The 26449-nt window shown below is 43.6% G+C and carries 19 protein-coding genes; 9 read left to right on the top strand and 10 right to left on the bottom strand.

Annotation, left to right across the window (positions count from 1 at the left end; genetic code table 11):
* Positions 1 to 8: 8 nt before the first annotated feature.
* The 4 genes from GVO60_RS19415 (at position 9) to crp (ending at position 3071) form a co-directional block, all read left to right on the top strand.
* Complete coding sequence (locus GVO60_RS19415; RefSeq protein WP_159657024.1) at positions 9 to 986, top strand: hydrolase; 978 nt, start codon at positions 9 to 11, stop codon at positions 984 to 986.
* Positions 987 to 1032: 46 nt separating this feature from the next.
* Entirely contained in the window at positions 1033 to 1245 is a 213-nt protein-coding gene (locus GVO60_RS19420) for a YheU family protein (RefSeq protein WP_159657026.1), read from the top strand.
* An 82-nt stretch (positions 1246 to 1327) separates the two neighbouring features.
* Complete coding sequence (locus GVO60_RS19425; protein ID WP_159657028.1) at positions 1328 to 2197, top strand: phosphoribulokinase; 870 nt, start codon at positions 1328 to 1330, stop codon at positions 2195 to 2197.
* 241 nt (positions 2198 to 2438) lie between these two features.
* Positions 2439 to 3071: a cAMP-activated global transcriptional regulator CRP gene (gene crp / locus GVO60_RS19430; protein ID WP_004410522.1), complete on the top strand. Its 633-nt coding sequence runs from the start codon at positions 2439 to 2441 to the stop codon at positions 3069 to 3071.
* A 91-nt stretch (positions 3072 to 3162) separates the two neighbouring features.
* Here crp and GVO60_RS19435 read toward each other — a convergent pair whose 3' ends face one another.
* The 4 genes from GVO60_RS19435 to GVO60_RS19450 form a co-directional block, all read right to left on the bottom strand.
* Positions 3163 to 3954 carry a DUF1338 domain-containing protein gene (locus GVO60_RS19435; protein WP_159657030.1) on the bottom strand — a complete coding sequence of 264 codons (792 nt, stop codon included), beginning with the start codon at positions 3952 to 3954 and terminating at the stop codon, positions 3163 to 3165.
* A gap of 186 nt (positions 3955 to 4140) precedes the next feature.
* Positions 4141 to 5598, bottom strand: a complete 1458-nt coding sequence (gene astD / locus GVO60_RS19440) for a succinylglutamate-semialdehyde dehydrogenase (protein WP_159657032.1) — start codon at positions 5596 to 5598, stop codon at positions 4141 to 4143.
* An 18-nt stretch (positions 5599 to 5616) separates the two neighbouring features.
* Positions 5617 to 6639: an arginine N-succinyltransferase gene (gene astA / locus GVO60_RS19445; RefSeq protein ID WP_159657034.1), complete on the bottom strand. Its 1023-nt coding sequence runs from the start codon at positions 6637 to 6639 to the stop codon at positions 5617 to 5619.
* 197 nt (positions 6640 to 6836) lie between these two features.
* Positions 6837 to 8051, bottom strand: a complete 1215-nt coding sequence (locus GVO60_RS19450) for an aspartate aminotransferase family protein (protein ID WP_159657036.1) — start codon at positions 8049 to 8051, stop codon at positions 6837 to 6839.
* A 512-nt stretch (positions 8052 to 8563) separates the two neighbouring features.
* Here GVO60_RS19450 and GVO60_RS19455 point away from each other — a divergent pair.
* On the top strand, positions 8564 to 8944 hold the full coding sequence (locus GVO60_RS19455) for a hypothetical protein (protein ID WP_159657038.1): 381 nt from the start codon (positions 8564 to 8566) through the stop codon (positions 8942 to 8944).
* A gap of 24 nt (positions 8945 to 8968) precedes the next feature.
* Here GVO60_RS19455 and GVO60_RS19460 read toward each other — a convergent pair whose 3' ends face one another.
* The 6 genes from GVO60_RS19460 to GVO60_RS19485 all read right to left on the bottom strand — a co-directional run bounded on the left by GVO60_RS19460 (position 8969) and on the right by GVO60_RS19485 (position 19108).
* Positions 8969 to 9547 carry an aminodeoxychorismate/anthranilate synthase component II gene (locus GVO60_RS19460; protein WP_159657040.1) on the bottom strand — a complete coding sequence of 193 codons (579 nt, stop codon included), beginning with the start codon at positions 9545 to 9547 and terminating at the stop codon, positions 8969 to 8971.
* 145 nt (positions 9548 to 9692) lie between these two features.
* Complete coding sequence (locus GVO60_RS19465; protein ID WP_159657042.1) at positions 9693 to 10580, bottom strand: endonuclease I family protein; 888 nt, start codon at positions 10578 to 10580, stop codon at positions 9693 to 9695.
* Positions 10581 to 10627: 47 nt separating this feature from the next.
* Positions 10628 to 13576: an ExeM/NucH family extracellular endonuclease gene (locus GVO60_RS19470; protein ID WP_159657044.1), complete on the bottom strand. Its 2949-nt coding sequence runs from the start codon at positions 13574 to 13576 to the stop codon at positions 10628 to 10630.
* A gap of 117 nt (positions 13577 to 13693) precedes the next feature.
* Positions 13694 to 17011 (bottom strand): ExeM/NucH family extracellular endonuclease, encoded by a 3318-nt coding sequence (locus GVO60_RS19475; RefSeq protein ID WP_159657118.1) that lies wholly within the window; start codon positions 17009 to 17011, stop codon positions 13694 to 13696.
* 21 nt (positions 17012 to 17032) lie between these two features.
* Complete coding sequence (locus GVO60_RS19480; RefSeq protein WP_159657046.1) at positions 17033 to 18118, bottom strand: porin; 1086 nt, start codon at positions 18116 to 18118, stop codon at positions 17033 to 17035.
* A 468-nt stretch (positions 18119 to 18586) separates the two neighbouring features.
* Positions 18587 to 19108: an FxsA family protein gene (locus GVO60_RS19485; protein WP_159657048.1), complete on the bottom strand. Its 522-nt coding sequence runs from the start codon at positions 19106 to 19108 to the stop codon at positions 18587 to 18589.
* Positions 19109 to 19452: 344 nt separating this feature from the next.
* On the opposite strand from GVO60_RS19485, the gene aspA reads away from it, so the two are divergent.
* From aspA to arcA, 4 genes are all read left to right on the top strand, one after another.
* Positions 19453 to 20904 (top strand): aspartate ammonia-lyase, encoded by a 1452-nt coding sequence (aspA, locus tag GVO60_RS19490; RefSeq protein WP_159657050.1) that lies wholly within the window; start codon positions 19453 to 19455, stop codon positions 20902 to 20904.
* 154 nt (positions 20905 to 21058) lie between these two features.
* Positions 21059 to 22366: an anaerobic C4-dicarboxylate transporter gene (locus GVO60_RS19495; protein ID WP_159657052.1), complete on the top strand. Its 1308-nt coding sequence runs from the start codon at positions 21059 to 21061 to the stop codon at positions 22364 to 22366.
* Between the two features lie 477 nt (positions 22367 to 22843).
* A complete protein-coding gene (locus GVO60_RS19500; protein ID WP_159657054.1) occupies positions 22844 to 24292 on the top strand; it encodes a YfcC family protein in 1449 nt (482 codons plus the stop codon).
* Between the two features lie 881 nt (positions 24293 to 25173).
* Entirely contained in the window at positions 25174 to 26397 is a 1224-nt protein-coding gene (gene arcA / locus GVO60_RS19505) for an arginine deiminase (RefSeq protein WP_159657056.1), read from the top strand.
* The last annotated feature ends 52 nt before the right edge of the window (positions 26398 to 26449 follow it).

A 26449-nucleotide genomic window follows, 5' to 3' on the forward strand; every position in this document is an offset into this window, starting at 1 on the left:
AGACGCCCATGACTCAGTTCATTGCAGCAAAAGGCTTAACCAACCCGCACCTCCAGACTTTGGCTCCGCGCTTTATTCGTAAAAAAGCGCTATTTGAACCAGTCTGGCAAACACTCGATACCCCAGATGGTGACTTTTTAGATATTGCTTGGGGTGAAGAACACCACACCGAGCAAGCGAAGAACAAGCCTATTTTCGTTCTGTTTCATGGTTTAGAAGGTTGCTTCTATAGCCCTTATGCCAATGGACTGATGGACGCTTTTACTAAACAAGGTTGGCTATCGGTGATGATGCACTTTCGCGGTTGCAGCGGTAAACCAAACAAACTGGCGCGCGCCTATCACTCTGGCGAAGTTGAAGACGCTCGGCTGTTTTTGGAGTACCTCGACTCTCTATTTCCTGGTCAGCGTAAAGTTGCTGTGGGTATTTCTCTTGGTGGCAATATGCTAGCTAATTATCTAGCCAAGTATAACGACCAACCACTACTCGACGCTGCAACGATTGTATCTGCGCCACTCGATTTATCGGCCTGCTCTGAGCGTATTGAGCAAGGCTTTTCGAAGCTATATAAAAACTACCTACTTTCTTCATTGAAAAAGAGCGCACTGCAAAAGCACCACCTCTTAAAGGGAGAATTAGGGCTAAGCTACCAATGCATCAAGCGTGTCACTAAGCTGTATGAATTTGATGACTTGATCACTGCACCACTGCATGGATTCAAAAATGCCGAAGATTACTATCTGCGCTGTTCCGGGATCCATCGCCTAAAAGAAATCAAAATCCCAACTCAGATCATCCACGCAAAGGATGATCCTTTCATGACAGAAGCGGTGATCCCTAAATACGTACTTCCAGACAATATTGACTACCGTCTGTTTGAACAAGGTGGCCACGTCGGTTTTGTTACAGGTAGTGCCATGAAACCTCGCTTTTGGTTAGAAGAAGCTCTGCCTGCCTACTATGAAAGCCTGACTGATCCGGCATAGTACGCAAAGATACTCCCAACAACGAACATAAAATTTTGAGGTATTTATGATCATTCCTTGGCAACAGATCGAGCCCGATACACTGGATAACTTGGTCAAAGAGTTTGTCTTACGCGAAGGGACCGATTACGGCGCGATCGAAGTTTCACTGCAAGACAAAGTTAACCAAATCAAAACTCAACTAGAAAACGGAGAAGCGGTCGTCGTCTTCTCTGAATTACACGAAACGGTTGATATTCAACTCAAAAACAAATTTTAGAGAACCGCATACAGTGACGTCCAACTAAAGCGTGCTATAGTGGACGTCGATTACAGGAACGTACTCTCAGACAAGGTTTGTCATGTCAGCTAAACACCCTATTATTGCCGTAACTGGTTCTTCAGGCGCCGGTACTACAACGACTTCCGAAGCTTTTCGCAAGATGTTCAATATGATGAATGTCAGACCCGCTTGGGTCGAAGGAGACAGTTTTCACCGCTTTACTCGCCCAGAAATGGACGTGGAGATTCGCAAAGCGCGTGAGCAAGGTCGACACATCAGCTATTTTGGTCCTCAAGCTAACGACTTTCCGGCACTTGCCGAGTTCTTTCGCAAGTTTGGCCACGAAGGCACAGGTCAAGTGCGTCGCTATTTACACACCTTTGATGAAGCCGTCCCATACAATCAGATGCCAGGCACCTTTACTCCGTGGCAAGATCTGCCTGAAAACTCTGATGTGCTATTTTATGAAGGCTTACATGGTGGCGTGGTCGATGGTGATGTGAATGTCGCTCAACATGTCGATTTCCTGATAGGCATGGTACCAATTGTAAACTTAGAGTGGATACAAAAGTTCGTCCGTGATACCCGAGACCGTGGACACTCCCGTGAAGCGGTGATGGATTCAATTGTTCGCTCAATGGACGACTATCTCAATTACATTACCCCACAGTTCTCTCGAACTCACATTAACTTTCAGCGCGTTCCTACTGTCGATACTTCCAACCCTCTTAATGCGAAAGGTATCCCGAGCTTGGATGAAAGCTTTGTCGTGATTCGCTTACGTGGGATCAAAAACGTCGACTTCCCATATTTGCTGGCAATGATTGATGGCTCATTCATGTCGCGACATAACACCTTAGTTGTACCTGGTGGTAAAATGAGTTTTGCGATGGAGTTGATAGTCCGCCCTATCCTACAACAGTTGATTGAAACCGGGAAAATTGGCTAGAGCTCACGGCTAAAACACGATTACTTTTCATACCGTGATCATGTGCACAATTTTGCGTAGTAAAACCTAAGTAGGACCCGATTAAAATCAAGAAATCGTTTTCGAAAAAGGATACTATTTGTAACCGAAACACAAGTTGGCTTGCAGCATTTGTAAAGTGCTCTTATCCTAGGAAGTCTATTTTAGGCTTTACTAAAACATGGAAAGCGGCAAGCGTACCCTGCAGAGGAAGTGAGATATTATGGTTCTAGGTAAACCTCAAACCGACCCAACATTAGAGTGGTTTCTTTCACACTGTCATATTCATAAGTACCCATCAAAAAGCACGCTAATTCACGCGGGCGAGAAAGCTGAAACGTTGTACTACATCGTTAAGGGTTCTGTGGCAGTACTTATCAAGGACGAAGAAGGTAAGGAAATGATCCTTTCTTACCTAAACCAAGGTGACTTTATTGGTGAACTTGGTCTATTCGAAGAAGACCAAGAGCGTACCGCATGGGTTCGTGCTAAATCTCCTTGTGAAGTTGCGGAAATCTCTTTCAAGAAATTCCGTCAGCTAATTCAAGTTAACCCAGACATCCTTATGCGCCTTTCAGCGCAAATGGCAAGCCGCCTACAAGTGACTAGCCAAAAAGTGGGTGACCTTGCGTTCCTTGACGTAACTGGCCGTATTGCTCAAACGCTACTTAACCTAGCGAAGCAACCAGATGCGATGACTCACCCAGATGGCATGCAAATCAAGATCACTCGTCAAGAGATTGGTCAGATCGTAGGCTGTTCTCGTGAGACTGTAGGTCGTATCCTGAAGATGCTTGAAGAGCAGAATCTAATTTCGGCGCACGGTAAAACTATCGTTGTATACGGTACTCGTTAATTTCTATTAACTGACCAAAATTTCAAAAGCCACCAAATATCAATTTGGTGGCTTTTTCTTTTGTCATCAACTGAATCAAAGCCGCATTAGCTTAACCGTTAGTGCTCTCAAAGATTTTATCTGCTGATGCCGCGACAAACCCTGGATAAAGCTCCCCATTATTCATAGCGTAACGCTTAGCAAACTCATAGAAGCCACCAGGAATCACTTGATCTCCATCTGCAAACTCAACTGACACTTTATCTGCCATAGTCGATGATTGCTCAAGCAGCACCTCTGGAGAGCCTTTCACTTCACCGCCAAATTCGTTGATCGTAAATCCTGATTGACGCAAATAGTTATTGACCTCTTTCACTTCATCAAAAGCTTTCAGTTGATTCACACTCACTGTAAAGTGATTAGCACCGTATCCATGTGCAGCTAACCAAGAAGCGTACTCGCTTTCTGTCGCTAATGTTTGGAAATCAGCAAAGCTCAAATCCCACAAGCGGCCACCGAATAAGAACTCATGATTTTTTAGCTTATCGGTGTCCAGTTGTTCAACAAGCTTAGCAACAATGGCTTGCAGCTCAGCTGAGCACTCATCAACTTTCAAAGCACTAATAAAGACTTTTGGTTGTTTAGGATCAGGGTGTTCAAAATGTTTCGCGACCAACTTCTTGCTTTCGAACTCATAATCTCCGCAAGCCTTATAACCCACATCTAAAAATGGTTGAGCTAAGGTTGCAATGCCGAGTGGTTCAAGATTAAACGTTCGTAAAGCAATATGGTCATTGATTAGCGCTTCATCTTCTTCGAGAAGTTGATGAACCTGCTGCGCAGAGGGACATAAGCGTTGAATATAGTCATTCCATAACGACTGGAATAAAACATCTGGCGTCATAACGCCTCCTTGTATAGGGGTTGTTTACGTAATGGATGTTGTAATAGTTATCTTTATATTATTTTGGCTATAAAAAAGGCCATCTAACCAAGGTATCCAGAAAGTTTGATTAGATAGCCTTCAGCCTGTGACGCAAATGTCTCTCGGCTCAGAGAGACAAAAGGGAAATCCCTGAATACTGTATTTTTATAGTGCTAAACCCGGGCTCAAAGTCGCAGGAAGAAGTGTCTCGCCTCCTTCCATTGATGCCATAGGGTAAGCACAATAGTCTGCCGCATAGTATGCACTAGGACGTAAATTGCCCGATGCACCAGGGCCGCCAAATGGTGCATCCCCACTTGCCCCTGTTAGCTGGCGATTGCGATTCACAATGCCCGCGCGAATATGATCAACAAAGTAATCCCATTCACTGTCATCTGTGGAAACTAAACCCGCTGAGAGACCAAAGCGCGTATCATTTGCTAACTCAACCGCTTTATCGAGTCCTTGGTAGCGAACCACTTGCAACAGTGGGCCGAAGTATTCTTCATCTGGCAGCTCAGTAATTGGCGTTACATCGATAATGCCCGGAGTAACAAATGCAGCTTGACCCGCTTTTGCTTCTAACAAGCTCTCGCCGCCAAGTTTTTGTAGTTCAGACTGCGCATTAAGGATGAAATCTGCTGCGGCTTTTGAGATCTGAGGTCCCATGAAAGGAGCAGGCTCAGCAAATGGCTGATCAACGCGAATATTCTTAGTTGCTTCAACTAACTTCACGACAAGCTGATCGCCCTTTTCTCCAACCGGAACATACAGTCGACGTGCACAAGTACAACGTTGACCGGCACTGATGAAGGCAGATTGAATAATGGTGTAGACCGTTGCATCTAAATCACCATATTGCTCTGAGATAACCATGGGGTTATTACCGCCCATCTCAAGCGCCAGCATTTTTCCTGGTTGACCTGCAAATTGACGATGAAGAATATGACCTGTATTGGCACTACCCGTGAATAGCACTCCATCAAGACCTTTTGCGTCAGCCAGAGCAATCCCCGTCTCTTTCGCACCTTGCACTAGGTTAATTACACCTTTCGGTAAGCCTGCTTGTTCCCACAGTTTCATCGCAAACTCACCGGTTAAAGGAGTCTGCTCAGACGGCTTAAATACCACCGTATTACCTGCAAGTAAGGCCGGTACGATGTGACCATTTGGTAGATGGCCTGGGAAGTTATAAGGGCCAAACACCGCCATAACACCAAGAGGGCGATGGCGTAGAACAATTTGGTTACCAGCGGCTTCACGTTGGGCTTCACCTGTACGTTCATGGTAAGCACGAATTGAGATAGCGATTTTACCCGCCATGGCACCCGCTTCTGTACGCGTTTCCCAAATAGGCTTACCGGTCTCTTTAGCGATAATTTCCGCAATCTGTTCGCTGTTCTCTTTCACTTTTTCAGCGAAAGCAAGTACAACGGCTTCACGATCTGCAAAGCTCAACTTCTTCCAAGTCAGAAATGCCTCTCTTGCTGCACTTACTGCTGACTCAACTTGTGCTGGTGTCGCGCTATCGCCTTGCCAGATCACTTCGTTGTTGTATGGGCTTTGTGAATCCATCGGTTCGCCTTGACCTGCGACCCATTCACCTGCAATCCAATGTGTCATGTTTTAAATCCTTTAAATCTAGTGCTGAGCCAGCATACGAACAAAATCGCCATCTTGTAATTTGAGCGCTTTGGCAACCGCCGGGGATAAGATGACCGACTCTGTGGTCTGGTCATAAGCCGCTTTTGCCGCTGTCGCACGGAAATCTTCAAATGACGTATTCGAAATCAGATAATCCTGTTCATTCGAATGTTCAGCGATGGTCACTTTAGCTCGAACGGAATGACGAACCGATTCGATATTGCGTAAATCACACTCTACCGTTGGGCCACCATCAAAAATATCAACGTAGTTACGGCAAGTGAAACCTTCACGCTCTAACAACTTAAGTGCTGGGCGCGTATTGTCATGCACTTGGCCGATCACTTCTTGCGCTTCTTTGCTCAGTAAATTGATATAAATTGGCAACTTAGGCATTAGGTCAGCGATGAAACCTTTTTTACCAATACCCGTTAGGTAGTCGGCCATAGTGAAATCAATCGAGAAAAAGTGCTCTTGTAGCCACTGCCAAAACGGTGAGTTACCTTCATCGTCTGATACACCACGCATCTCAGCAAAAATTGTCTTCGAGAAACGATGTGGATGCTCTGCCATCATTAAGAAACGGCATTTAGACATCAAACGACCATTGAGACCACCACGGAATGTTGGGCGCAAAAATAACGTGCAGATTTCACTACAACCAGTGTAGTTATTACCAAACGTCAGTAGTTTAACCACGTTGTTCACCCCTAACTTAGGCGATGAGTGAACGACGGTACTAATATGGTATGAATAAAAAGGTACGTCCCAACCAATTGAAGCTTCAATTCCGGTACAACCTGCGACTTCACCCGTTTCACTATCAAAGCCCACCATTAGGTAACCTTCATCACCAGGTTCATTGACTTCTGGCTTAGCAAAACTGTATTCAGAATGTGTAATGCGATTAGTTAACAACTCTTCGTTAACTGGTAAAGATGTGAATCCATGACCCGACTCTACTGCACAAGTATGCAGTGCGTCGTAATCCGACATTGCGATAGGGCGAACAACCAGCATCGAAACTCCCTCCTGATGCGTGAACGCTAGTACTCATTGGTTATCTATTTATACTTTGACTTAGTCATTCCCTACGGTAAGAAATGAACATGATAGGGAACCTCTTAACGCGGTGCTGGAGATCCCCAACTCGGTCGTGTATCCCTTTTGAGGATGACACTGCTTATATCGATATGAGTACTAGACTAGGTTATGTTTTATTTAACTAGGGTCGCTAGAGCTTTATCTAGACGAGCTAATCCTTCTTCCACTTCTTCTTTGCTAATCACCAATGACGGCGTAAAACGAACCACGTTTACGCCTGCGACAAGCACCATCAGGCCTTCTTTGCCCGCAGCAACCAATACATCACGAGCACGGCCTTGCCATTCATCATTCAGAGCAGCACCTAAAAGCAGGCCTTTACCACGAACTTCAGCAAAGATTTGGTATTTATCGTTCAGTTTAGCCAATCCCTCACGGAATAGAGCTTCACGTTCTGCAACACCCGCTAAAGTTTCAGGTGCGCTAACCACATCAACCACCGCTTCTGCTACCGCACACGCGAGTGGATTACCACCGTATGTTGAACCATGTGTACCCACTTTAAGATGCTTAGATAGTTCAGTCGTTGTCAGCATGGCACCAATAGGGAAACCGCCACCAAGAGATTTCGCTGTACTTAGAATATCAGGCGTCACACCAAGACCTTGGTATGCGTAGAAGTGACCAGTACGGCCGTTACCAGTTTGAACTTCATCAAAGATAAGCAGCGCGTTGTGTTTGTCACACAATTCACGAACTGTTTGAGCAAATTCATCCGTTGGAGAAATGATGCCGCCTTCACCTTGTAGCGGCTCCATCATGACAGCACAAGTGCGATCGGAGATATGCGCTTTTAGGGCTTCAACGTCATTGTATGGCAGGTGAGTAACATCACCAGGCTTAGGACCAAAGCCGTCAGAATATGCTGCTTGACCACCGACGGTCACGGTAAAAAACGTACGGCCGTGGAAGCCTTGTTTAAATGCGATGATTTCTGATTTTTCAGGACCAAACTCATCTGCTGCGTAACGACGAGCAAGCTTCAATGCTGCTTCATTCGCTTCTGCACCAGAGTTTGCAAAGAAGACTTTTTCCGCAAAACAAACATCAGTCAGCTTTTTCGCCAGACGAAGTGCAGGTTCGTTAGTCATTACATTGCTTAAGTGCCATAGTTTCTGGCCTTGCTCAGTTAATGCATTGACCATGGCTGGGTGACAATGACCTAAACAGCTCACGGCAATACCACCAGCAAAATCAATGTATTCTTTGCCTTGCTGATCCCAAACGCGAGCACCCTCGCCTTTCACAGGAATCATTTCCATTGGGTTATAACAAGGTACCATTACCTCATCAAACAAACCGCGTTCTACGTTATTTTCTACAGTCATTGCACATTCCCTTCTCGATACCGCATGCCTAGCGAATATGGTGTCCTTACTTTCTAAAAACGAAAGCAAATATTGTTTTGCTTTTGAGCAATTACGGCATTGTATTTACAAATAATTAACCATTTCAATAGTGATTTATGCTTTTTATTCACCATCAAAAAGTCGAATAGTCATCACGTATGAGTATTTATGCATCAAGCAATCACTTTTATGAAGCAATATATTCTTATAACAAAGATAAGCTATGGTTAAGCATAGACGCAGTAAGGGCTGAAAGGCAGGGATAGCAAAGTCTACGAATAATTTTTCACATAATATCCGCAGCAATGAATATGAAAGAAATGTTAAGAAAAGTGATCGCAGTCAGGTTTTCTAACTCAGCTTCATACGTCAAGATAGGAAGCTGACGTCAAAAAACCGACACAGCTAACACAACAAATGAATGACACTTGTATCATTTATAAAAATAATGCGATATTGCAACTCCAATTAACAACTCAATAACTAAAATCATGAAATTAAAAGCACTTTTACTTATTTCAACGTTAGCTTTTGTTGGCTGTAAGTCTACAGATGTTACGCAGTTAAACACTATGGCAAAACCTGAAACTATCGCTCAAGCAAAAGAAGAATTGGGTCAATACGATTATCTAAACGTTACAGACAATGGCGTAATTGTCTATACTGAACGTGTCGCTTCCGGCTATCGATGGAAGAGTGCCAACATTAAAGAGATAAGCTATCGCATAGCATGCGAAAACTTAGGCTGGTACGTAGAAAGTGGTATGATTGTACGTATGCAATTTAAAGGTCAAGGCGGTCAAACTCGTGACTATGATTACACTCGTTGCCTAACTGAAGTGCCAACAGATCTATACGAATCAAAAAGCTAGCTGAGATAACTGCGGCACGACTAACTAACGCCTTAAGAAATTGGCGAGTAGCTCGTGCCCTTGTTCAGTTTTAATCGATTCAGGATGAAACTGCACCGCATCAATCGGCAAGCTCTTATGTTGATAGCCCATAATCTCATCCATTGCTCCATCTTCTAGCACTGTCCAAGCGGTCAATTCAAAGCAATCAGGCAACGTGCCATTTTTGACAACTAAAGAGTGATAACGAGTGACCGTTAGTGGGTTATTCAAGCCCTTAAATACACTATGATCGTTATGACGGATAGGAGACGTTTTACCATGCATCACCTGACGAGCACGCACCACTTCCCCTCCAAACACTTGCGCGATAGCTTGATGGCCTAAACAAACCCCCAAAATCGGCAGTTTACCCGCAAAATACTCTATCGCTTGCAATGAGATACCCGCTTCATTTGGCGTACATGGCCCAGGGGAGATAACAAGGTGGGAGGGGCTCAGTACCTCAATACCTGCAATATCAATTTCATCATTACGTACCACTTTGACCTCTATGCCCAGTTCACAAAAGTACTGGTAGAGGTTGTAAGTAAAAGAGTCGTAATTATCGATAATTAACAGCATGGCTTTAAACTAGCGTTGATAAGTTTCTGATTAAGGCGGTATTGTGCAGTAAGAAGAAGGAAAGGCAAGAGCAAGCGATAAAAATAAGGTCAACTATAGCTGACCTTAATGATTTACACCTTGCCTAAGTAAGGCCACTGTATATTTACTGTGTACAATCTTTTGCAAAAATACTCTCTACCCATTGAGGGTTATCTACAAACGGATTGCGGTTGCCTTGAATAATTTGAATTTTAGAGTTACGGTCAAACTCAAACTGATTCACAGGATCTTGCTGATTCCACTTCAACAAAGTACATACATTACCCAGTGCAGTACCATTGTCTGTTAATGATGGTACCAACTCGAGATCTGGAGTTTTAGGATCATTACCTTCGTAACGAGTGGCCATGTAGAACATCATACGCGCTACATCTCCTTTCACTTCATCTCTTGGTTCAAATGAGTTGGTCGCTTTCTTATTCCCTGGAGCCTCTGTGAGTTCAACCCCACCTTCATCAAATTCTAAATTGCCGCGAGCACTGTTTACACTTTCATCAGTTGGTCTCAGGTGGTGAATATCTGTGTAAGCATAAGCACCTTTATCATTAAAACCACCATTAGATTTCGGGTAGGTATGTTCACGGTTCCAATTATCTTGCCCCAGACTACCTTGACCGGTTTTTTGGCCTTTTGCTTGTGAACGACCACTGTACATCAAAATAACATTATTGCTGTTATTTGGATCTTCATCCGTTATATCCAAGGCATCCCATACGTCAAAGCTACTCGATGAATAAGGAAGTTTAGTAATCCCTGTCGAAATAATGGCGTTCAAAGCAGCCTTTAACTCATCCCCACCTTTATTAAGAGCACTATCGTAATAGCCATTAGGGTTATATATTTCACCGGGTGGGACAGGAGGGTCAATGATTTCTGTTTGGCAAGTCATACTAGGAAGCCCACCAACTGCATGCGGATCATGTGCTTGTTCATAAGCGGCATTGGCACTGAAGGCACATGAAATCAATATCGTAAGTAACGTTCTTTTCATAGTTTGATTTGGGAGGAAGTCCCCCCACTCCTAAATACTGTAAACAATTACGCTTTGAACTTGCGGCGCAAGAAACCAAGACCTAACAAAGCAAGCCATCCAGCTAGGCCGGTACTACCTGCTCCCTCATTGTCATTATCAGCCTTTTCCACAACATTGATTCGAGTAGTTGCAATTGTTTCCCCATCAATGGTTGTTCTAACGCTGTACTCTCCAAGTTCTAATCCCTCAGCAAAATTAACCTCAGTCCATCCCAAAGCAATTTCAAATTCATCCAACGTATCTTTAGCCACCATAGAAGAGGTTGCTACATAGCTTGTAATAGCATTGCTAATGGATACTGACACTTCATCACCAACTTTAAGATAAGCACCATTAGCCATAGTCAGATCAACAAAGTGTTTGAAGCTTTGACCTACTACGGGTGTTGACACTCTAGGTTCATTAATGGGTTCTGAAGGAAGCTCGATTGGAGTTCCTGGGACAATAGGGTTACTTGGGTCAGGAGGGTAAATTGGATCAACTGGCTCTAAAGGTTTACCGTCAAAAGCTATAGAAACAACGACAGGGTCATGTACAGCTGCGCGGTAAACATCTTGGTACTGTTGGCCTAAACTATTGCTGTATGCCAATACGCTCGATTCAGCAGCGTTGATATTCCATTGCACCGCATCAACCACCAAGGATTTCAAACCTGGAGAGGTTAGGATGTAATCTAGGCTTCCTTGTCCATCGTTATGAACGGCGTTGTATCCTTTAGTATCTAAAATTGCTAATACATTTTCATAGCCATATTGAATATCTATAACTTCCCCATCTTCACCTTGAAGTGGCATATCTGCTACAAAAGTGGAAGAGGCAGTCTTAATTTCATAATTTTCCGGAACTGCATTACGGTTGGTCAATACCGAGATAGGATCCTCGTTGAGAAAAGCGTTCAAACTTCCTAATATCACCTTTTCACCCGGTATGGCCTGCAGTTGTTGACCTAAGTAATCAGCCGCTGATACGCGCAGCTCAGCACACTTACCTTGCAGACTTTCTGAGTCGTCTTCAAGACAGGTTTGTTGCTTATCAACAAAGTCGCTTACGGCAACCGTTAATACTTCATCGCGATCTTTGAAGTTAAAGGTCGCTATAACGCTCGCCGCTTGTTCAGCAATGATTTCACCAGCTACCTGCTTTGGCATGTCGGCAACTTTTAAGGACTCAAGCCCTACCTTGCTAGCCTTAAAAATCAGATAGTTTGCAGAAACCAATTCACCTACCTGATCAAGACCTTGTGCACTAGCGATATGATAGTGACTGCTTTCATCTAGATTCTTATTTAGCTCACTAACTAAATGTCCTATAGCAGAAGACGCTGATAAACCATTATTCTCAACTTCTACTAAACCAACAATGTCAGCATCTAGACCTATCAGCGCATTAACTAGCTTTGATGTTTGAACTTCAAACTGTGTTAAATCAGCGGAGCTTTCGATCAACTGCCCACCATTGGCTAAGTTGGCTTCCCCCCCAAATGGGCTATTAAAGTAGCCACCAGTATTAAACGTCGCTAGTTTAATATCACCACTCTTTAGATTCGGTTTGTCGTGACGACTATTTCCGTTCGTAACAAAAGTCCCATTGTTCGCTTGTTCTGTTACATACAGACGATAATCTGAATAGGAATAACCTAAAACGCCTTGTAATTGATTAGCGCGGTCTCCTACACGAATGTAGTCTTCCGTAGAGCCATTTTGGTCTGCGTCACTTTTTGCAAAGTCTGGATACCAAGATGGTAAACCAACGATGTCCTTCTCAAAGGATTCCACAACAAGACGGTAGTCTTCATTACAATCAGCAGTTTTAGCCGCATCATCTGAACTCGGGAAAAACTTCTGGTTGGGGTGAACGCTCGCATGCCCTTTACTTAGTACCATATTGTAGCGTTGCGGCCCCTCATCTAGGCTATAGCTTCGAGAAACCCGCATCTCTAGCATAGAGTTGATATTGATCAACATGCCTTCATGGCGCTCGAGGGTGAAGTCAAACTCCTTATCACTGGACAATTCAGTCAAATCAGCAGCAGTAATCGAGCCTGTTCCAACTTGCTTAATTTGACTAGCAAGAATCTGTGTCCAACCATAGCACTCCTCTACAGGTCCAACCACTTCAACTTTGTAACCAACTTTTAATCCCGACACATCCGCAGCTACAAAGATACCGTCGGAAGTTCTAGCATCATTGTCTGGTACTTCATCCTGCATGTAGAAGCCAAGACGCTCACCTTGATCGAGTTCATTGCTCTGGATAGCGGTAATCACGCCAATAACGGTAAACACTTCATCTGAAACAAACTTTCCATTCAGAGGGTCTGTATAAGGTGAAGCCCAAGAGCTTCCTTGCAGTTCACCAATTAAAGAAGCTGGAGAAGGCTCAGGGTCGGGATCTGGTGTAGGGTTCGGATCTGGATCTGGGTTTGGAGGCGCCACGCCATCCACATTCCCAAGTCCATCATAGTTTCCATCTCCCGCATCTTTCCAATCGCTAGCTTCAAAAGACATGGATGGAGTACTTGGATTAATACGTTGTAGAGAGGCATCTTCAAACACATCCGTTGCATCTTTACCGAGGTGACCAATGAGATCAATATTCCCCCCCTCTTTTGCTAAAGCTACCGCATCTCCCCCTTTTCCGTTAAAAGCGAGTGCTTCTACTTGGTCCACTATGCTAGTTAATTTTCCTGCTAACTGACTGTGCGCCACAACATACACGCCACTAGCCTCTAAAGTTCCGGAAAGGGCGATCTTAATCGTCTGAGGGTTGGAGCCAGTTTGGTTGTTATATTGGATAAGGGAATACCGGGACAGGTCTACAGGAGCTGAACTATTGTTGTACAACTCTACTGCTTTATCATTTCCGTTTTCAACGATTTCTGTAATCAGAACATTTGCGTCTACAGCCGGAACAACAGCTACACTTATAGCTGCCGCTAAGATACTTTTTTTCATTGTTAGCACTCACTGGTAACAAAGTAATGACTCTAAAGTGCTGAAATTGAGTTAACACTCTAATTTCAGCAATAAAAAAGGGGCTAGTGCAGATGCACTAGCCCCCAAGTCGAACAATTAGCGACGACGACGTAAGAAACCAAATCCAAACATAGCCAATAGCGTGCCAAGACCAAAGCTACCACCTGAACCGTCATACTCTGGCTCTACAGGTTTAACATTGCTTGAGTCACGCTTCTCGATAGATACAGGCATCGTTTTAGAATCAATCACCTTTTGCTCAGTTGTTGACGTTGAGCGCTGAGTATTATCTCTGTCACCTTTCAGTACCATCGTTAAGGTGTATTCACCAGCTTCCAAGCCAGCAACGTCAAACATCACCGTTTGAGCACCGTCAGCCTTAAGTGCCACTTTTGGCAGTGTTACACCTGCAGGACGAGGAGAAATTGAGATTTCTGCAACATCCCCCTCTCTAGCTTGATCTGAGACAGGGAACGCAATATCTGCTCGACCACTCTTCATAGTGATAGACACAGGCACTTCTCCAGCTTCGCCATATGTGTAACCTAAACTGATTATTGCTGAATCATGATCTGAAGATCGGAATGGGTTTTCAGCATAGAACGGGTTAGGCTCATTTTCATCACCGCCTTTATATTTGTTGTTGTAGTCATATAAAGACGACTCTGGCGCATTGATATGCCAATCCGTTGCATCTACCAAACGATTTTTAAGCGACGAGGAAATTAGCATGTGATCCAAAGAGCCAACTTCATCATTGTATGAATAGCTCCATGAAGTTTTGCCTTCTTCAGTTTTTAGATCTACGGCATTCAAATAACCAAATGTCTTCTCGATACGCTGACCATTTTTTTCAAATGGAGTCTTACCTACAAAGGTATATTCTGATGCGTAGATTGCCTTACCTGTTGAGTTGTTCGTCAACACTAACATTGGATCTTCATGAGCATATGAGTTCATGTCACCTAAAACAACTTTATCGCCAACGATGTCTTCTAGCTCAGACCCCAAGTGGTATGCAGCTGCAACGCGGAAGTTTTCACAAGAGCCCTGGAAGTCATCGTTACGCACATCATCTTTCACAGGGTCGAAATTCTTCCAAGTTTCCCAGCCTTTCCAATCTTCATAACATGTAGAACCTTTAGATTTGAAGTGGTTAACTGCAACTGATAGTTTTTTACCCGTATGGTTTACTTTAAAGGTCGCTACCACACTATGACGCTGGTAGTTATCACCACTTTCGCGAATCTCACCCTTGGAGTCCAAGATTGGTGCACCATTTTCATCCACAATAGTAGGAGCATGCTGTTCTGGCATAGGAATTACTTCGCCAGTCACAATTGATACTTTTGAAGGACGATAGATTACACCCGTTGTAATAGCATCAGAGCCAACGGTATCCTGGTCATCTAAAACCGCATCACCATTCTTATCAAACCCTACGAAAACATAGCGGTTGTGGATTGAGTTCTGCTTATTGCGATCGCCGTAATCTTCGTCGTAATATTTATCATTAACTGCAGCAAGTAACTCGTTGATAGCACTGAAGTCACCAAAGCCATTGTTCTCAACTTCCATAACGCCCAGAATGTCAGCATCTAAGCCATAAATTGCTTCTACAATTTTTGCCTGTTGACGCTCAAACTCTTGTTGCGATTCCGCACCACGGTTATCACCAAAGCTATTGTCTGAGCCACCATATGGTGAATTGAAGTAGTTCAGTACATTCTGTGTCGCTACTTTAATGGTAAAGCCATGATCGCCGTAAGACTCATTGATCGTTGGTTCGTCAGTTCGGTCTGTGTTGTGAACAAATGTAGTGTTCTGCGAAGACTCTAATGCCTTTGGAACAATGATATTGAAATTACCATATGAATAACCGATAACACCCGTCAAACCTACGACACTATCATTAATGCGCACGTAGTTGTTTTGAGGATCTTGTCTGAATTCAGGGTAATATGGGATCTCGCCATTCGGCGCTTTACCATCAGACTCAAGTATCAAACGAAAATCATCGTTCTCAGCCGATTGAGTCAGAGAGTCGATAGACCCTGCGACATGGTCTTGGTTTGGCTGCGGGTTTGGACGTTTGTAAGCCAGAACCATATTGTTGCGAAATGCGTCATAATCAAAGCTAAAGCTGCGTGACACTCGCATGTCATGTTTGACTGCAGTAAGCTCATCACGGCGCGCTTCTTTGGCTGCAGCTAATCGAACTTGGTAATCTGCCTCATCTTCACCGTCAATTGGCTCGACAGTTACTTGTTCTACTAAAGCATCTATAGCTGCTAACTCTTGGTCAGTCTTACCCATATCTGCTGAAGTCTTGACTAGCATACCTTCGTAACGTTCTAGCGTAGATTCAAATGTTGTATCGTCAGCGTGGCGTTTTAGTTCGACCGGCTCTACAGAAACAGGGTTCTCATCAACAACTTCCCATTTGTCATCAGCAACAACCAGCTGTGTTAAACCATAGTTTTCTTTAACTTTGGCGACCACACACACTTTTTGTCCAACCATACTATCAGTAGCTTGAGCCGTTGGTACAAAGATGCCGTCAGAGGTTAAGTCATTGCCATCATTATCGTATAGGTAGAAGCCCTTAGCTGGGTAACTAGTAACCGCAGACACAATGCCTGTAACTTTATACTGCTCAGTCGTCTCATACCCCTCAGTAATAAGAGGTGAAAACTTACCTTCACCTTGCACAGCTCCGATAGTTTGTTCTTCCGAGTCAGTCGCATCTGTACACGGTGTATTGGCTGGTGGAGCAATTGGATCATTATTGACCGCGACTGGGTCACCTAATCCACCAAAATCATTCTGAGCGAACTCTTCCCAATCATTCACATCATAAGTATTTTTAGGCCCTGAACCAGCTTTACGTCGCAGGGTCATATTTGCCCATGGATCATCAGCAGCATCAGAATCACTGTAGATACCAAAGATATCGTGAACATCACTTTGAGCTGAAGAAGTACCTAGCCAAACCGCATCATCACCATTAAAAGTTAGTGCATTGTATTTCGCTTGATCATACGTACCGGCAGTAACAACTGCGCCTTCTCCACCCAATCGTTCAATGTATTGAAAAATCTCAGCACCGGCTTCACCGTTGACTACAACGATGCTTTTGCCTGGGGCAATGGTGACGTTTTTAAGAACATTAACTTTGTCCTTATCATGAACCATATTTTTATAACGGCTGAAATACAGCGCCAAGTCACCGTCGTTACCTTCAAAGGTCACGGCTGATGTACCTGTATTACTGATTTCAATGGCTTTATTCTGTGAAGAGCCTTCAACATACTCAGTAATAAGTACCTTGCTCATATCACCAATATCAGCAGCTACAACACCGCTTAGTACAGTACTGATTGCACCAGCAAGTAGAGTCATTTTCTTATTCATTTTTGTCATTCTCCGGTCCAATTAGAAGTAAACTCGTGCGTAAGCGTAAGCTTGTTGCGCTGCTTCGCCGCCATTAATTTCAAGTGCAATTACACTAGAAGAAGTTGGCTTATAGTTCACACCAATCGTGGTCCACGTCCGTTCATCACCCCAATCAGATTCTTCAGCACCTTGCTCTGCATTATCGATCGCCCACTGTTCATACTCTTCATAGTTATAAGAAGCGGTAAATTCCCATTGTGGGGTTAGGATGTATTTCGCAGAAACTAAGTAACCTTCGTTGTCTTGTGGTTGATAATCGTTGTAAAGAACACACTCAGGTACGCCGTACTCATTTGGTTTTTCTAGTGCACATGTGCCGATATACTCTTCTTCACGGAACATGTTCACACCTAAATGCAAGTCTTCAGTAACGGCAAGACGAGCGCCAGCCCCAACTAGACGCTGCTCACCATATTTAGATGAACTATCTGAACCACGACGGCCTTCAACACCAACGACAACAGAGAAGCGATCACCGAAATATCCAACATAGCCATTACCTACATCACCTAGTGATGCGCCCGATGCAGATTCACCACCATAACTGTATGAAGCACCTAATTTAACGACATCAAAGAAACGACCTTCATATTTCAAAGTCATATCTTGGTCACCAGCTTCACCTGTTTCTACAGTAGTATCGAAAGTGAAATCCCCCCACTTGTCATAATCATCAAATGCAGTGTCAGTTAATCCCGCTTCAACATAATGAGAAACGTATTTTGCATCCCACAACTCATAGCCGATAAAAACCTTATCAATCGCTAGAACCATGTCACCACTACCGTATTTCCAGTTTTCACGTTCATAATCGAGCTCTAGGCGGTAGTGAATCTTGCCTTGCTTACCTTTAACGCCCATGGTGGCAAAAGAGTCATCGATGAAGTTTTTATCTTCATTGAACTCGCCGTATTCATACTTAGCGCCGATATGACCACCGACACCAACTTCTCCATACAGCTTGGTAAAGTCACCTTGGTCATTTTCATAGATGGTGACGGCACTTGCGTTAGCTGCTAAAAATAACGAAGAAATCGCTATTGCCACTGCATTTCTTTTTAGCATTTGAGTTTCCCTTTCTATTTTCATTTGCCGGTAAACTGCATCTTTTCAACAGACATGGTTAAAAGCATTAGAGGCAGAACGCATCCTCTAAATGAGCAAAATTTTTGTGTCTAGAACGATGTAAATTAACCGGAGATTCATTGACAACGAGACAATTGTCGACCTTTTAGGTAAACAAAAAATGAACATACATAGCTATTGAGAAATTAATCACATTAAATTTATTAGTAGTATGAATACTCTAATGTAATCAACAAAACGGGTTAACAATAAGAAATGGCAGTCTAAACGCTTAATTTTCGTGATGAAATTCACGTAAAAATACATAAAAGTATGCATAAAACTGGGAATAAAACGTTTGCGTCAACGCTTTCGTATAAAAAAAGGTAGGAGTTATGAAATGGAATTCCAAGGAATGTGATGAGACGCTAAAGCGACAAGGTTAGCCGCTTTAGCATGGTAATGACGTTATTTTAAGCGATGATCCTCATCTTCTTTGCGCTCATACTCGCCTTCAAACGTGTCACCTTGTTGTGACTCATAAGGATCGCGACGAAACGGATCGTTTTCAAATGGGCTCTGACCAAATTGCTCGCCGTTAAAACTGCCGTGGAAACCATTTCCTCCAACAGATTTAACCACCATTTTCGCCATTAAGTATTTAGCAATAGCGGCGCGTGGAGCCGGCAACAATACGAGCATCCCAAGAGCATCGGTCATGAACCCTGGGGTTAGTAACAACACACCAGCAACCGCAAGCATGACACCTTCGAAAATCTGTTGCGCTGGCAGTTCACCTTGCTGCAATCGGTTTTGTACCGACATTAAAGTCTGTAGGCCTTGGCTACGAACCAAAGAGGCACCGACAAATGCCGTGATCAAAACTAAAGCGATGGTTGGCCACAAGCCAAGAAAACCACCCACTTGTATAAAGAGACCTATTTCAATGATAGGGACGAAAATAAACAGTAATAATAAGATAGGAAACACACATTCTCCTTTGTCAGGGTCTGTTGACCTGGCTTCAGTGTACGTGCTCCCCCACTTTTGCTCAAATCAAAGCCGTAAAAAAACGTGACAGACACATGATAAAAGCATCAATAAACCCCTACTATTTAAGGGTTATTAATAACCTATTCATATCTTGCAAAATATTAACTAAACAAAAGCGAAAAAGGTGATCTAGTTACTATTTTTATGCGTTGGGTACAGTATCATGTGCCACATAAGTCAGGACGGATTTAACAGCCTAATACTCTGACGAATGGATTCTTAAACTACAGATTGGCTAGTAATTCACTAAAATATCAGAATAATTCTCTAAGGATCCTGTGATGGCTACCCTAACCGATGCTCCAAAAACCGCTAATCAAGCAACTCGTATCGAAGAAGATCTACTAGGCGAGCGCCACGTACCCGCAGACGCTTACTACGGCATCCACACTCTTCGCGCTATCGAAAACTTCAACATTTCAAGCACTACCATTTCTGACGTACCTGAATTTGTACGCGGTATGGTAATGACGAAGAAAGCTGCAGCATTAGCAAACAAAGAGCTGGGCGCAATTCCAAAAGACGTGGCTAGCTACATCCTAGAAGCGTGTGATTTGATCCTTGAAACAGGTAAGTGCATGGATCAGTTCCCTTCAGATGTCTTCCAAGGCGGCGCGGGCACGTCAGTTAACATGAACACCAACGAAGTTATCGCTAACGTTGCACTTGAACTGATGGGCAAAGAAAAAGGCCAATATGAGTTCATCAACCCGAACGATCACGTAAACAAGAGCCAATCAACAAACTGTGCGTACCCAACGGGTTTCCGTATCGCGGTTTACAACAGTGTGCATCAGTTGATGGAAGCGATCGAATACCTTAAAGGTGCATTCGAGCTTAAAGCACAAGAATTCAAAGACGTGTTGAAGATGGGCCGTACTCAGCTTCAAGACGCGGTTCCTATGACTGTAGGTCAAGAGTTCCACGCATGGGCGGTTACACTAAACGAAGAGATTCGTGCCCTAGACTACACGTCTAAATTACTACTAGAAATCAACCTAGGTGCAACAGCGATCGGTACTGGTCTAAACGCACCAACGGGTTACCAAGCACTAGCTGTGAAGCACCTAGCTGAAGTAACTGGTGTTGAAGTCGTTGCAGCAGAAGACCTAATCGAAGCAACCTCTGACTGTGGCGCTTACGTTATGACGCACGGCGCGCTTAAACGCCTTGCGGTGAAACTGTCTAAGATTTGTAACGACCTTCGTCTACTTTCTTCTGGTCCACGTGCGGGTCTAAACGAACTAAACCTACCAGAGATGCAAGCAGGCTCTTCAATCATGCCAGCTAAAGTAAACCCAGTTATCCCAGAAGTTGTAAACCAAGTTTGCTTCAAAGTTCTAGGTAACGACAACACGGTTTCTTTCGCAGCAGAAGGTGGTCAGCTACAACTTAACGTAATGGAACCGGTTATCGCACAAAGCGTGTTTGAGTCTATCTCTCTACTACACAACGCATGTGTGAATCTGCGTGATAAGTGTATCGACGGCATCACAGTTAACAAAGAAGTGTGTGAAAGCTACGTGTACAACTCTATCGGTATCGTAACTTACCTAAACCCATACATTGGCCATCACGAAGGTGACATTGTGGGTAAAATCTGTGCAGAAACAGGTAAGAGTGTACGCGAAGTGGTTCTAGAGCGTGGCCTATTAACAGAAGATGAGCTAGATGACATTCTTTCTGTTGAAAACTTCATGCACCCAACGTATAAAGCGAAACGCTACGAATAATAGCAAACTGAAGAGGCCCCAGACGGGGCCTTTTTTAGGCCTTTATACGGTTAACCACACTCTATTCATGGTCTTTATTTTCTGATTATCTAAACATTCAGACAGTGAGTTTTTAGATAATCAGAATCAAAATAAACTTTATGAGGTAATCAATATGGTGGCAGTCGAACTGTTTGTCGTTCTGCTCTTCATCTATTTGGGAGCAAGAATTGGTGGTATTGGTATTGGTCTAGCAGGTGGTGCTGGTGTTATCGCACTATCACTATTTCTAGGTGTACCAACAAGCCAAGCGTTCATTCCTATCGATGTAATTCTTATCATCATGTCGGTGATTACTGCGATTGCAGCAATGCAAGTCGCCGGTGGTCTAGATTGGATGGTACAGGTTGCAGAAAACTTCTTACGTAAACATCCGGAGCGCATCACTTTTTACGCGCCTATTGTTACCTTCCTAATGACATTAATGGCAGGTACGGGTCACACTGCATTTTCTACGCTTCCTGTAATCGCAGAAGTAGCCAAAGGACAAGGTGTTCGTCCTTCTCGCCCTCTATCGATTGCGGTTGTTGCCTCTCAAATCGCGATCACTGCGTCTCCAATCTCAGCTGCGGTTGTTGCTTTCGCAGCAATGCTTGCGCCAATGGGTGTGGACTACCTAACACTACTTGCAGTGTGTATTCCGACCACATTCGTTGCCTGTATGATTGGCGCATTCGTTGCAAACTTCATGGGTTGTGAGCTAAAAGATGATCCTGTTTACCAAGAACGTCTAGAAAAAGGCCTTATTAAACTCACAACTGAAGAGAAGCGCGAGATCCTACCGACTGCTAAAAAAGCGACGTACATCTTCCTTGCCGCAATTGGTTTTGTGGTTTGTTACGCAGCAGCAATTTCAAACTCGATTGGCCTAATCGAAAATCCAGCGCTGGGCCGTAACGAAGCTATCATGACGGTAATGCTTGCAGCGGCAGCAGCAATCGTAATGAGCTGTAAAATCGACGCAGGTAAAATCCCAGCAGCAGCAACATTCCGTTCTGGTATGACTGCGTGTGTCTGTGTACTTGGTGTGGCATGGCTTGGTTCGACGTTTGTAAACGCGCACGTAGATGGCATCAAAGAAGTCGCAGGTGCGCTACTAGCAGATTACCCATGGATGCTAGCCATGGTACTGTTCTTTGCTTCTATGCTTCTATACTCACAAGGTGCAACCACTGTTGCGCTTATGCCTGCAGCTCTAGCTATCGGCGTAGCTCCATTGACGGCTGTTGCTTCATTTGCTGCTGTGAGCGCGCTGTTTGTTCTTCCTACCTACCCTACGCTACTCGCAGCGGTAGAAATGGATGACACTGGCTCGACACGTATTGGTAGCTATGTATTTAACCACCCATTCTTTATTCCAGGTGTGGCAACCATCGCATCAGCAGTAGCGCTAGGCTTTACTTTCGGTAGCCTATTCATCTAATGATGTTCAAAATTTAAAGGGAGCTTCGGCTCCCTTTTTTATTTCAGTTATCGTAATAATATCCCCCTCACATTTTATTTTTGACTTTGGTCAAGAAAAGCCACGAAAGTTCTTCCTGCATTTTAATCCGAAGCTTTGAATAAAATTTCCGTCAATGTTTTTTCCTGCTCCATTCCATGTGAGTTTCTATCATTACACGTAAAAAACAAGCATATTAATCCGATGAAGTTAACCAATTAACCACTTAAAATTTAATTGGAATGACAGCCTGATTTTTAGTGCTCTATTTTTGTGAAGATCCACAAAGTTACCTATGAACACAGCACTTAAAATACAGCTAAAGAGTTAGTTAACCTCTTAACTCAAAAATAAAAACAATTTCCCAATAGCTTATATTTAAGTTATTTATTTTTAATATCTAATAGTCGCTGATTCACTTTTATTTATGGGTGTATAAATAAAAGTAAGGAGATAGCCATGACAACCCAAACTATACCTACTGAAGAAAAAAAAGGCGGCTTCTTTGCCAACTTTAAATTCCCTTCCGCTTATACCATTCTATTTGTTTTAATTGCATTAGTTGCTCTTCTGACATGGATCGTGCCAGCAGGTCAATATGATCGACAAATGAATGAAGATTTAGGCCGTGAAGTTCCTGTTACTGGTACTTATCAAGCTGTAGAGGGTAACCCTCAAGGTGTGATTGATGTACTACTTGCGCCAATTGATGGTTTTTACGACCACAACAGCTATGAAGCTGCTGCAATCGATGTTTCTCTTTTCATTCTTATCATCGGTGGTTTCCTTGGTCTCGTTACTAAAACAGGTGCTATCGATGCAGGTATTGAGCGAGTCACCGCTCGATTAGCCGGTCGAGAAGAGTTGATGATTCCAATACTAATGGCGCTATTTGCTGCTGGTGGTACCGTCTATGGTATGGCGGAAGAATCTCTACCATTCTACACATTGCTCGTTCCTGTCATGATGGCTGCACGTTTTGACCCATTAGTTGCTGCCGCGACAGTATTGCTCGGTGCTGGTATCGGTGTACTAGGTTCAACCATCAACCCATTTGCTACGGTTATTGCAGCCAACGCTTCTGGTATTCCGTTTACTGACGGCATCATGTTGCGCGCTATCATGCTTGTACTTGGATACGGCATCTGTGTGGCCTACGTAATGCGTTACGCACGCATGGTACGTGCTGACCAATCTAAATCGATTGTGTACGACAAATACGAAGAGAACAAAAAGCACTTCCTTGGCAACCAAGATGGTGGCTCTCTAGAATTCACAACAACTCGTAAAGTTATCCTAACTATCTTTGGTGGTTCATTCGGGGTAATGATTTACGGTGTATCCGTTGCAGGATGGTGGATGGCAGAGATCTCTGCAATGTTCTTAGCTGCGACAATTCTTGTTGGCCTAGTGGCTCGTATGAGTGAAGAGGACTTCACCAACAGCTTTATCGACGGCGCTCGTGACTTACTAGGTGTAGCACTGATCATCGGTATTGCTCGTGGTATCGTCGTGGTCATGGACCGCGGTATGATCACCGATACGATTCTATTCTCTGCTGAGCAGATGGTAACAGGTCTATCATCGGTGGTGTTCATTAACGTTATGTTCTTCCTAGAAATGCTGCTGTCATTCCTAGTGCCATCAACCTCAGGCTTAGCTGTACTGACTATGCCTATCATGGCACCACTGGCTGACTTTGCTGGCGTAGGTCGTGAACTTGTTATCACTGCATACCAATCTGCATCAGGCCTGGTTAACTTAATTACACCAACCTCTGCGGTAGTAATGGGTGGTCTAGCCATCGCACGTGTACCATACGTTCGCTGGGTCAAATGGGTAGCTCCACTGCTCGCAATTCTGACTCTGTTCTGTATCGCGTGTCTAAGTATTGCCGCTCTAATCTAAGTTAATCGTTTCTTTTCCTTACCCGGCTCACAGGGAGTGAGCCATCTCCCAAAGCCGCCTTAGTGCGGCTTTTCTTATATCGATACTCGCCGTCTAGAGATTTCCTAATCCCTCATTCTTCATTCTTCATTCTTCAGCCTATGGAATGACTCACATTCACTTCTCAATCCTTATTCCGTCACCCTCAAGAACGAGTTAGGAACGAGCTGGGAAGCTCTTAACGCTAGTCACACTATTAGAGATACCCTACTTCCTCCTTCGTCGCTCTATAGCATAACTAGAAAAATCATCTACTCACCAGTCTATGAAAGGAATAAAATAATTAACCCTAAAAAATTTTATTAATATTTCTCGCACTCATTAATAAGAAAAAGTATCGCTACCAATTAATTCTATTAATCAATATTACTTTAGTGTTCAACGTGCTTTAAATAGTCAATGTGATCTAGGTTAAACTTATTATCAAAAGTTTTGTTACCAACCGATTGATTCGGACTTAAAAAGCAATTATCTAGAAACTTTGAGTGCATATTTCCAACCTATTCACTTTCCTATCAGATATATTCAACTGAATATAATTTCCCTTCCTGACTATTTTTGCATATCGCGGCGTTATTTTGTGCATAAACTTCCCAAATCGACAGCTAATTAGGGGGTTCACAACAAGATAACAAGTGCATAGATATTGTTAAAGCCCTTGAAAACACTGGCTTTGAGCATAAAAAATGAAGTGTGAGCGACCTCTAAGATTCCTCCCCCAACAAGCGTAATATTAATTCCAGAACAAATAAGTGAATAAATTAATTCACACCTTTATTCCCTACAAATTCAATATTAGTTTTTATTTAAAAGACTAATTAAAAAATAAGAGAGATACGATCATGAGTAAGTTATACGTAGGTTCTGAAATCGGTCAATTACGTCGCGTTCTTGTTCACCGCCCTAGACGAGCTCTGACTCACCTAACACCATCTAACTGTCACGACCTACTATTCGATGACGTATTGGCAGTAGAGCGTGCGGGTAAAGAGCACGATGTATTCACTCAAACTTTGCGTGACCAAGGCGTAGAAGTATTACTTCTTACTGACCTTCTTGCAGACACACTAGCAGTGCCAGAAGCAAAAGAATGGTTGCTGACTCACCAAGTGTCTGACTACCGTCTTGGTAAAACATTCGCAAACGACGTTCGTTGCTACCTAGGTGACCTACCAAACATCGAACTCGCGAAAATCCTAACAGGTGGTTTGTCTTACGCAGAAATGCCTATGAAATCATCTTCTATGATGCAAGGTCTTCACGCTCCAACAGACTTCATCATTGAACCACTACCAAACCACTTATTTACTCGTGATACTTCTTGCTGGGTTTACGGCGGTGTGTCTATCAACCCTATGGCAAAACCAGCTCGTCAACGTGAAACCAACCATGTTCGCGCTATCTACCGCTGGCACCCAAGCTTTGCAGGCCAAGACTTCATCAAGTACTTCGGCGACAACGAGCAAGTGAACTACGACAACTCAACAATCGAAGGCGGCGACGTACTGGTCATTGGTAAAGGCACTGTCCTTATTGGTATGTCCGAGCGTACAACAGCACAAGGTGTTGAGCACTTAGCATCAGGCCTGTTCAAGCATGGTCAAGCAAAACAAATCATTGCAATGGAGCTACCTAAACACCGCTCTTGTATGCACCTAGATACAGTAATGACTCACATGGACGTTGATACGTTCTCTGTTTACCCAGAAGTGGTGCGTAAAGATGTGAAATGCTGGAGCCTAACTGGCGATGAGTCTGGCGCTGTTAATGTGAAAGAAGAAGGCTACTTCGTTACTGCTATCGAGAAAGCACTAGGTGTCGACAAGCTAAATCTAATCACAACCGGTGGTGACAACTTCCACGCTGAACGTGAGCAATGGAACGATGCAAACAACGTTCTAACTGTGAAACCTGGCGTTGTTGTTGGCTACGAAGGTAACACTTACACCAACGAAAAATACGACAAAGCAGGCATCACAGTACTACCTATCCCAGGCGATGAGCTAGGTCGTGGTCGTGGCGGTGCTCGCTGCATGAGCTGCCCAATCGAACGTGATGGTATCTAATTAAGTGATTAAAGGCTGGAATTCCCTATCTCTGATAGCACTCCAGCCCCCT

Origin of the sequence: Vibrio atypicus (assembly GCF_009811315.1) — a bacterium.
Classification (GTDB): domain Bacteria; phylum Pseudomonadota; class Gammaproteobacteria; order Enterobacterales; family Vibrionaceae; genus Vibrio; species Vibrio atypicus.

Excerpts from the sequence above, each read along its gene's own strand:
- GVO60_RS19470 (WP_159657044.1), bottom strand. The coding sequence starts at position 13,576 with ATGAAAAAAAGTATCTTAGCGGCAGCTATAAGTGTAGCTGTTGTTCCG.
- GVO60_RS19495 (WP_159657052.1), top strand. The coding sequence starts at position 21,059 with ATGGTGGCAGTCGAACTGTTTGTCGTTCTGCTCTTCATCTATTTGGGA.
- astA (WP_159657034.1), bottom strand. The coding sequence starts at position 6,639 with ATGCTGGTTGTTCGCCCTATCGCAATGTCGGATTACGACGCACTGCAT.
- astD (WP_159657032.1), bottom strand. The coding sequence starts at position 5,598 with ATGACACATTGGATTGCAGGTGAATGGGTCGCAGGTCAAGGCGAACCG.
- GVO60_RS19465 (WP_159657042.1), bottom strand. The coding sequence starts at position 10,580 with ATGAAAAGAACGTTACTTACGATATTGATTTCATGTGCCTTCAGTGCC.
- GVO60_RS19425 (WP_159657028.1), top strand. The coding sequence starts at position 1,328 with ATGTCAGCTAAACACCCTATTATTGCCGTAACTGGTTCTTCAGGCGCC.
- aspA (WP_159657050.1), top strand. The coding sequence starts at position 19,453 with ATGGCTACCCTAACCGATGCTCCAAAAACCGCTAATCAAGCAACTCGT.
- GVO60_RS19500 (WP_159657054.1), top strand. The coding sequence starts at position 22,844 with ATGACAACCCAAACTATACCTACTGAAGAAAAAAAAGGCGGCTTCTTT.
- GVO60_RS19420 (WP_159657026.1), top strand. The coding sequence starts at position 1,033 with ATGATCATTCCTTGGCAACAGATCGAGCCCGATACACTGGATAACTTG.
- crp (WP_004410522.1), top strand. The coding sequence starts at position 2,439 with ATGGTTCTAGGTAAACCTCAAACCGACCCAACATTAGAGTGGTTTCTT.
- arcA (WP_159657056.1), top strand. The coding sequence starts at position 25,174 with ATGAGTAAGTTATACGTAGGTTCTGAAATCGGTCAATTACGTCGCGTT.
- GVO60_RS19450 (WP_159657036.1), bottom strand. The coding sequence starts at position 8,051 with ATGACTGTAGAAAATAACGTAGAACGCGGTTTGTTTGATGAGGTAATG.
- GVO60_RS19475 (WP_159657118.1), bottom strand. The coding sequence starts at position 17,011 with ATGAATAAGAAAATGACTCTACTTGCTGGTGCAATCAGTACTGTACTA.
- GVO60_RS19435 (WP_159657030.1), bottom strand. The coding sequence starts at position 3,954 with ATGACGCCAGATGTTTTATTCCAGTCGTTATGGAATGACTATATTCAA.
- GVO60_RS19480 (WP_159657046.1), bottom strand. The coding sequence starts at position 18,118 with ATGCTAAAAAGAAATGCAGTGGCAATAGCGATTTCTTCGTTATTTTTA.
- GVO60_RS19455 (WP_159657038.1), top strand. The coding sequence starts at position 8,564 with ATGAAATTAAAAGCACTTTTACTTATTTCAACGTTAGCTTTTGTTGGC.
- GVO60_RS19460 (WP_159657040.1), bottom strand. The coding sequence starts at position 9,547 with ATGCTGTTAATTATCGATAATTACGACTCTTTTACTTACAACCTCTAC.
- GVO60_RS19415 (WP_159657024.1), top strand. The coding sequence starts at position 9 with ATGACTCAGTTCATTGCAGCAAAAGGCTTAACCAACCCGCACCTCCAG.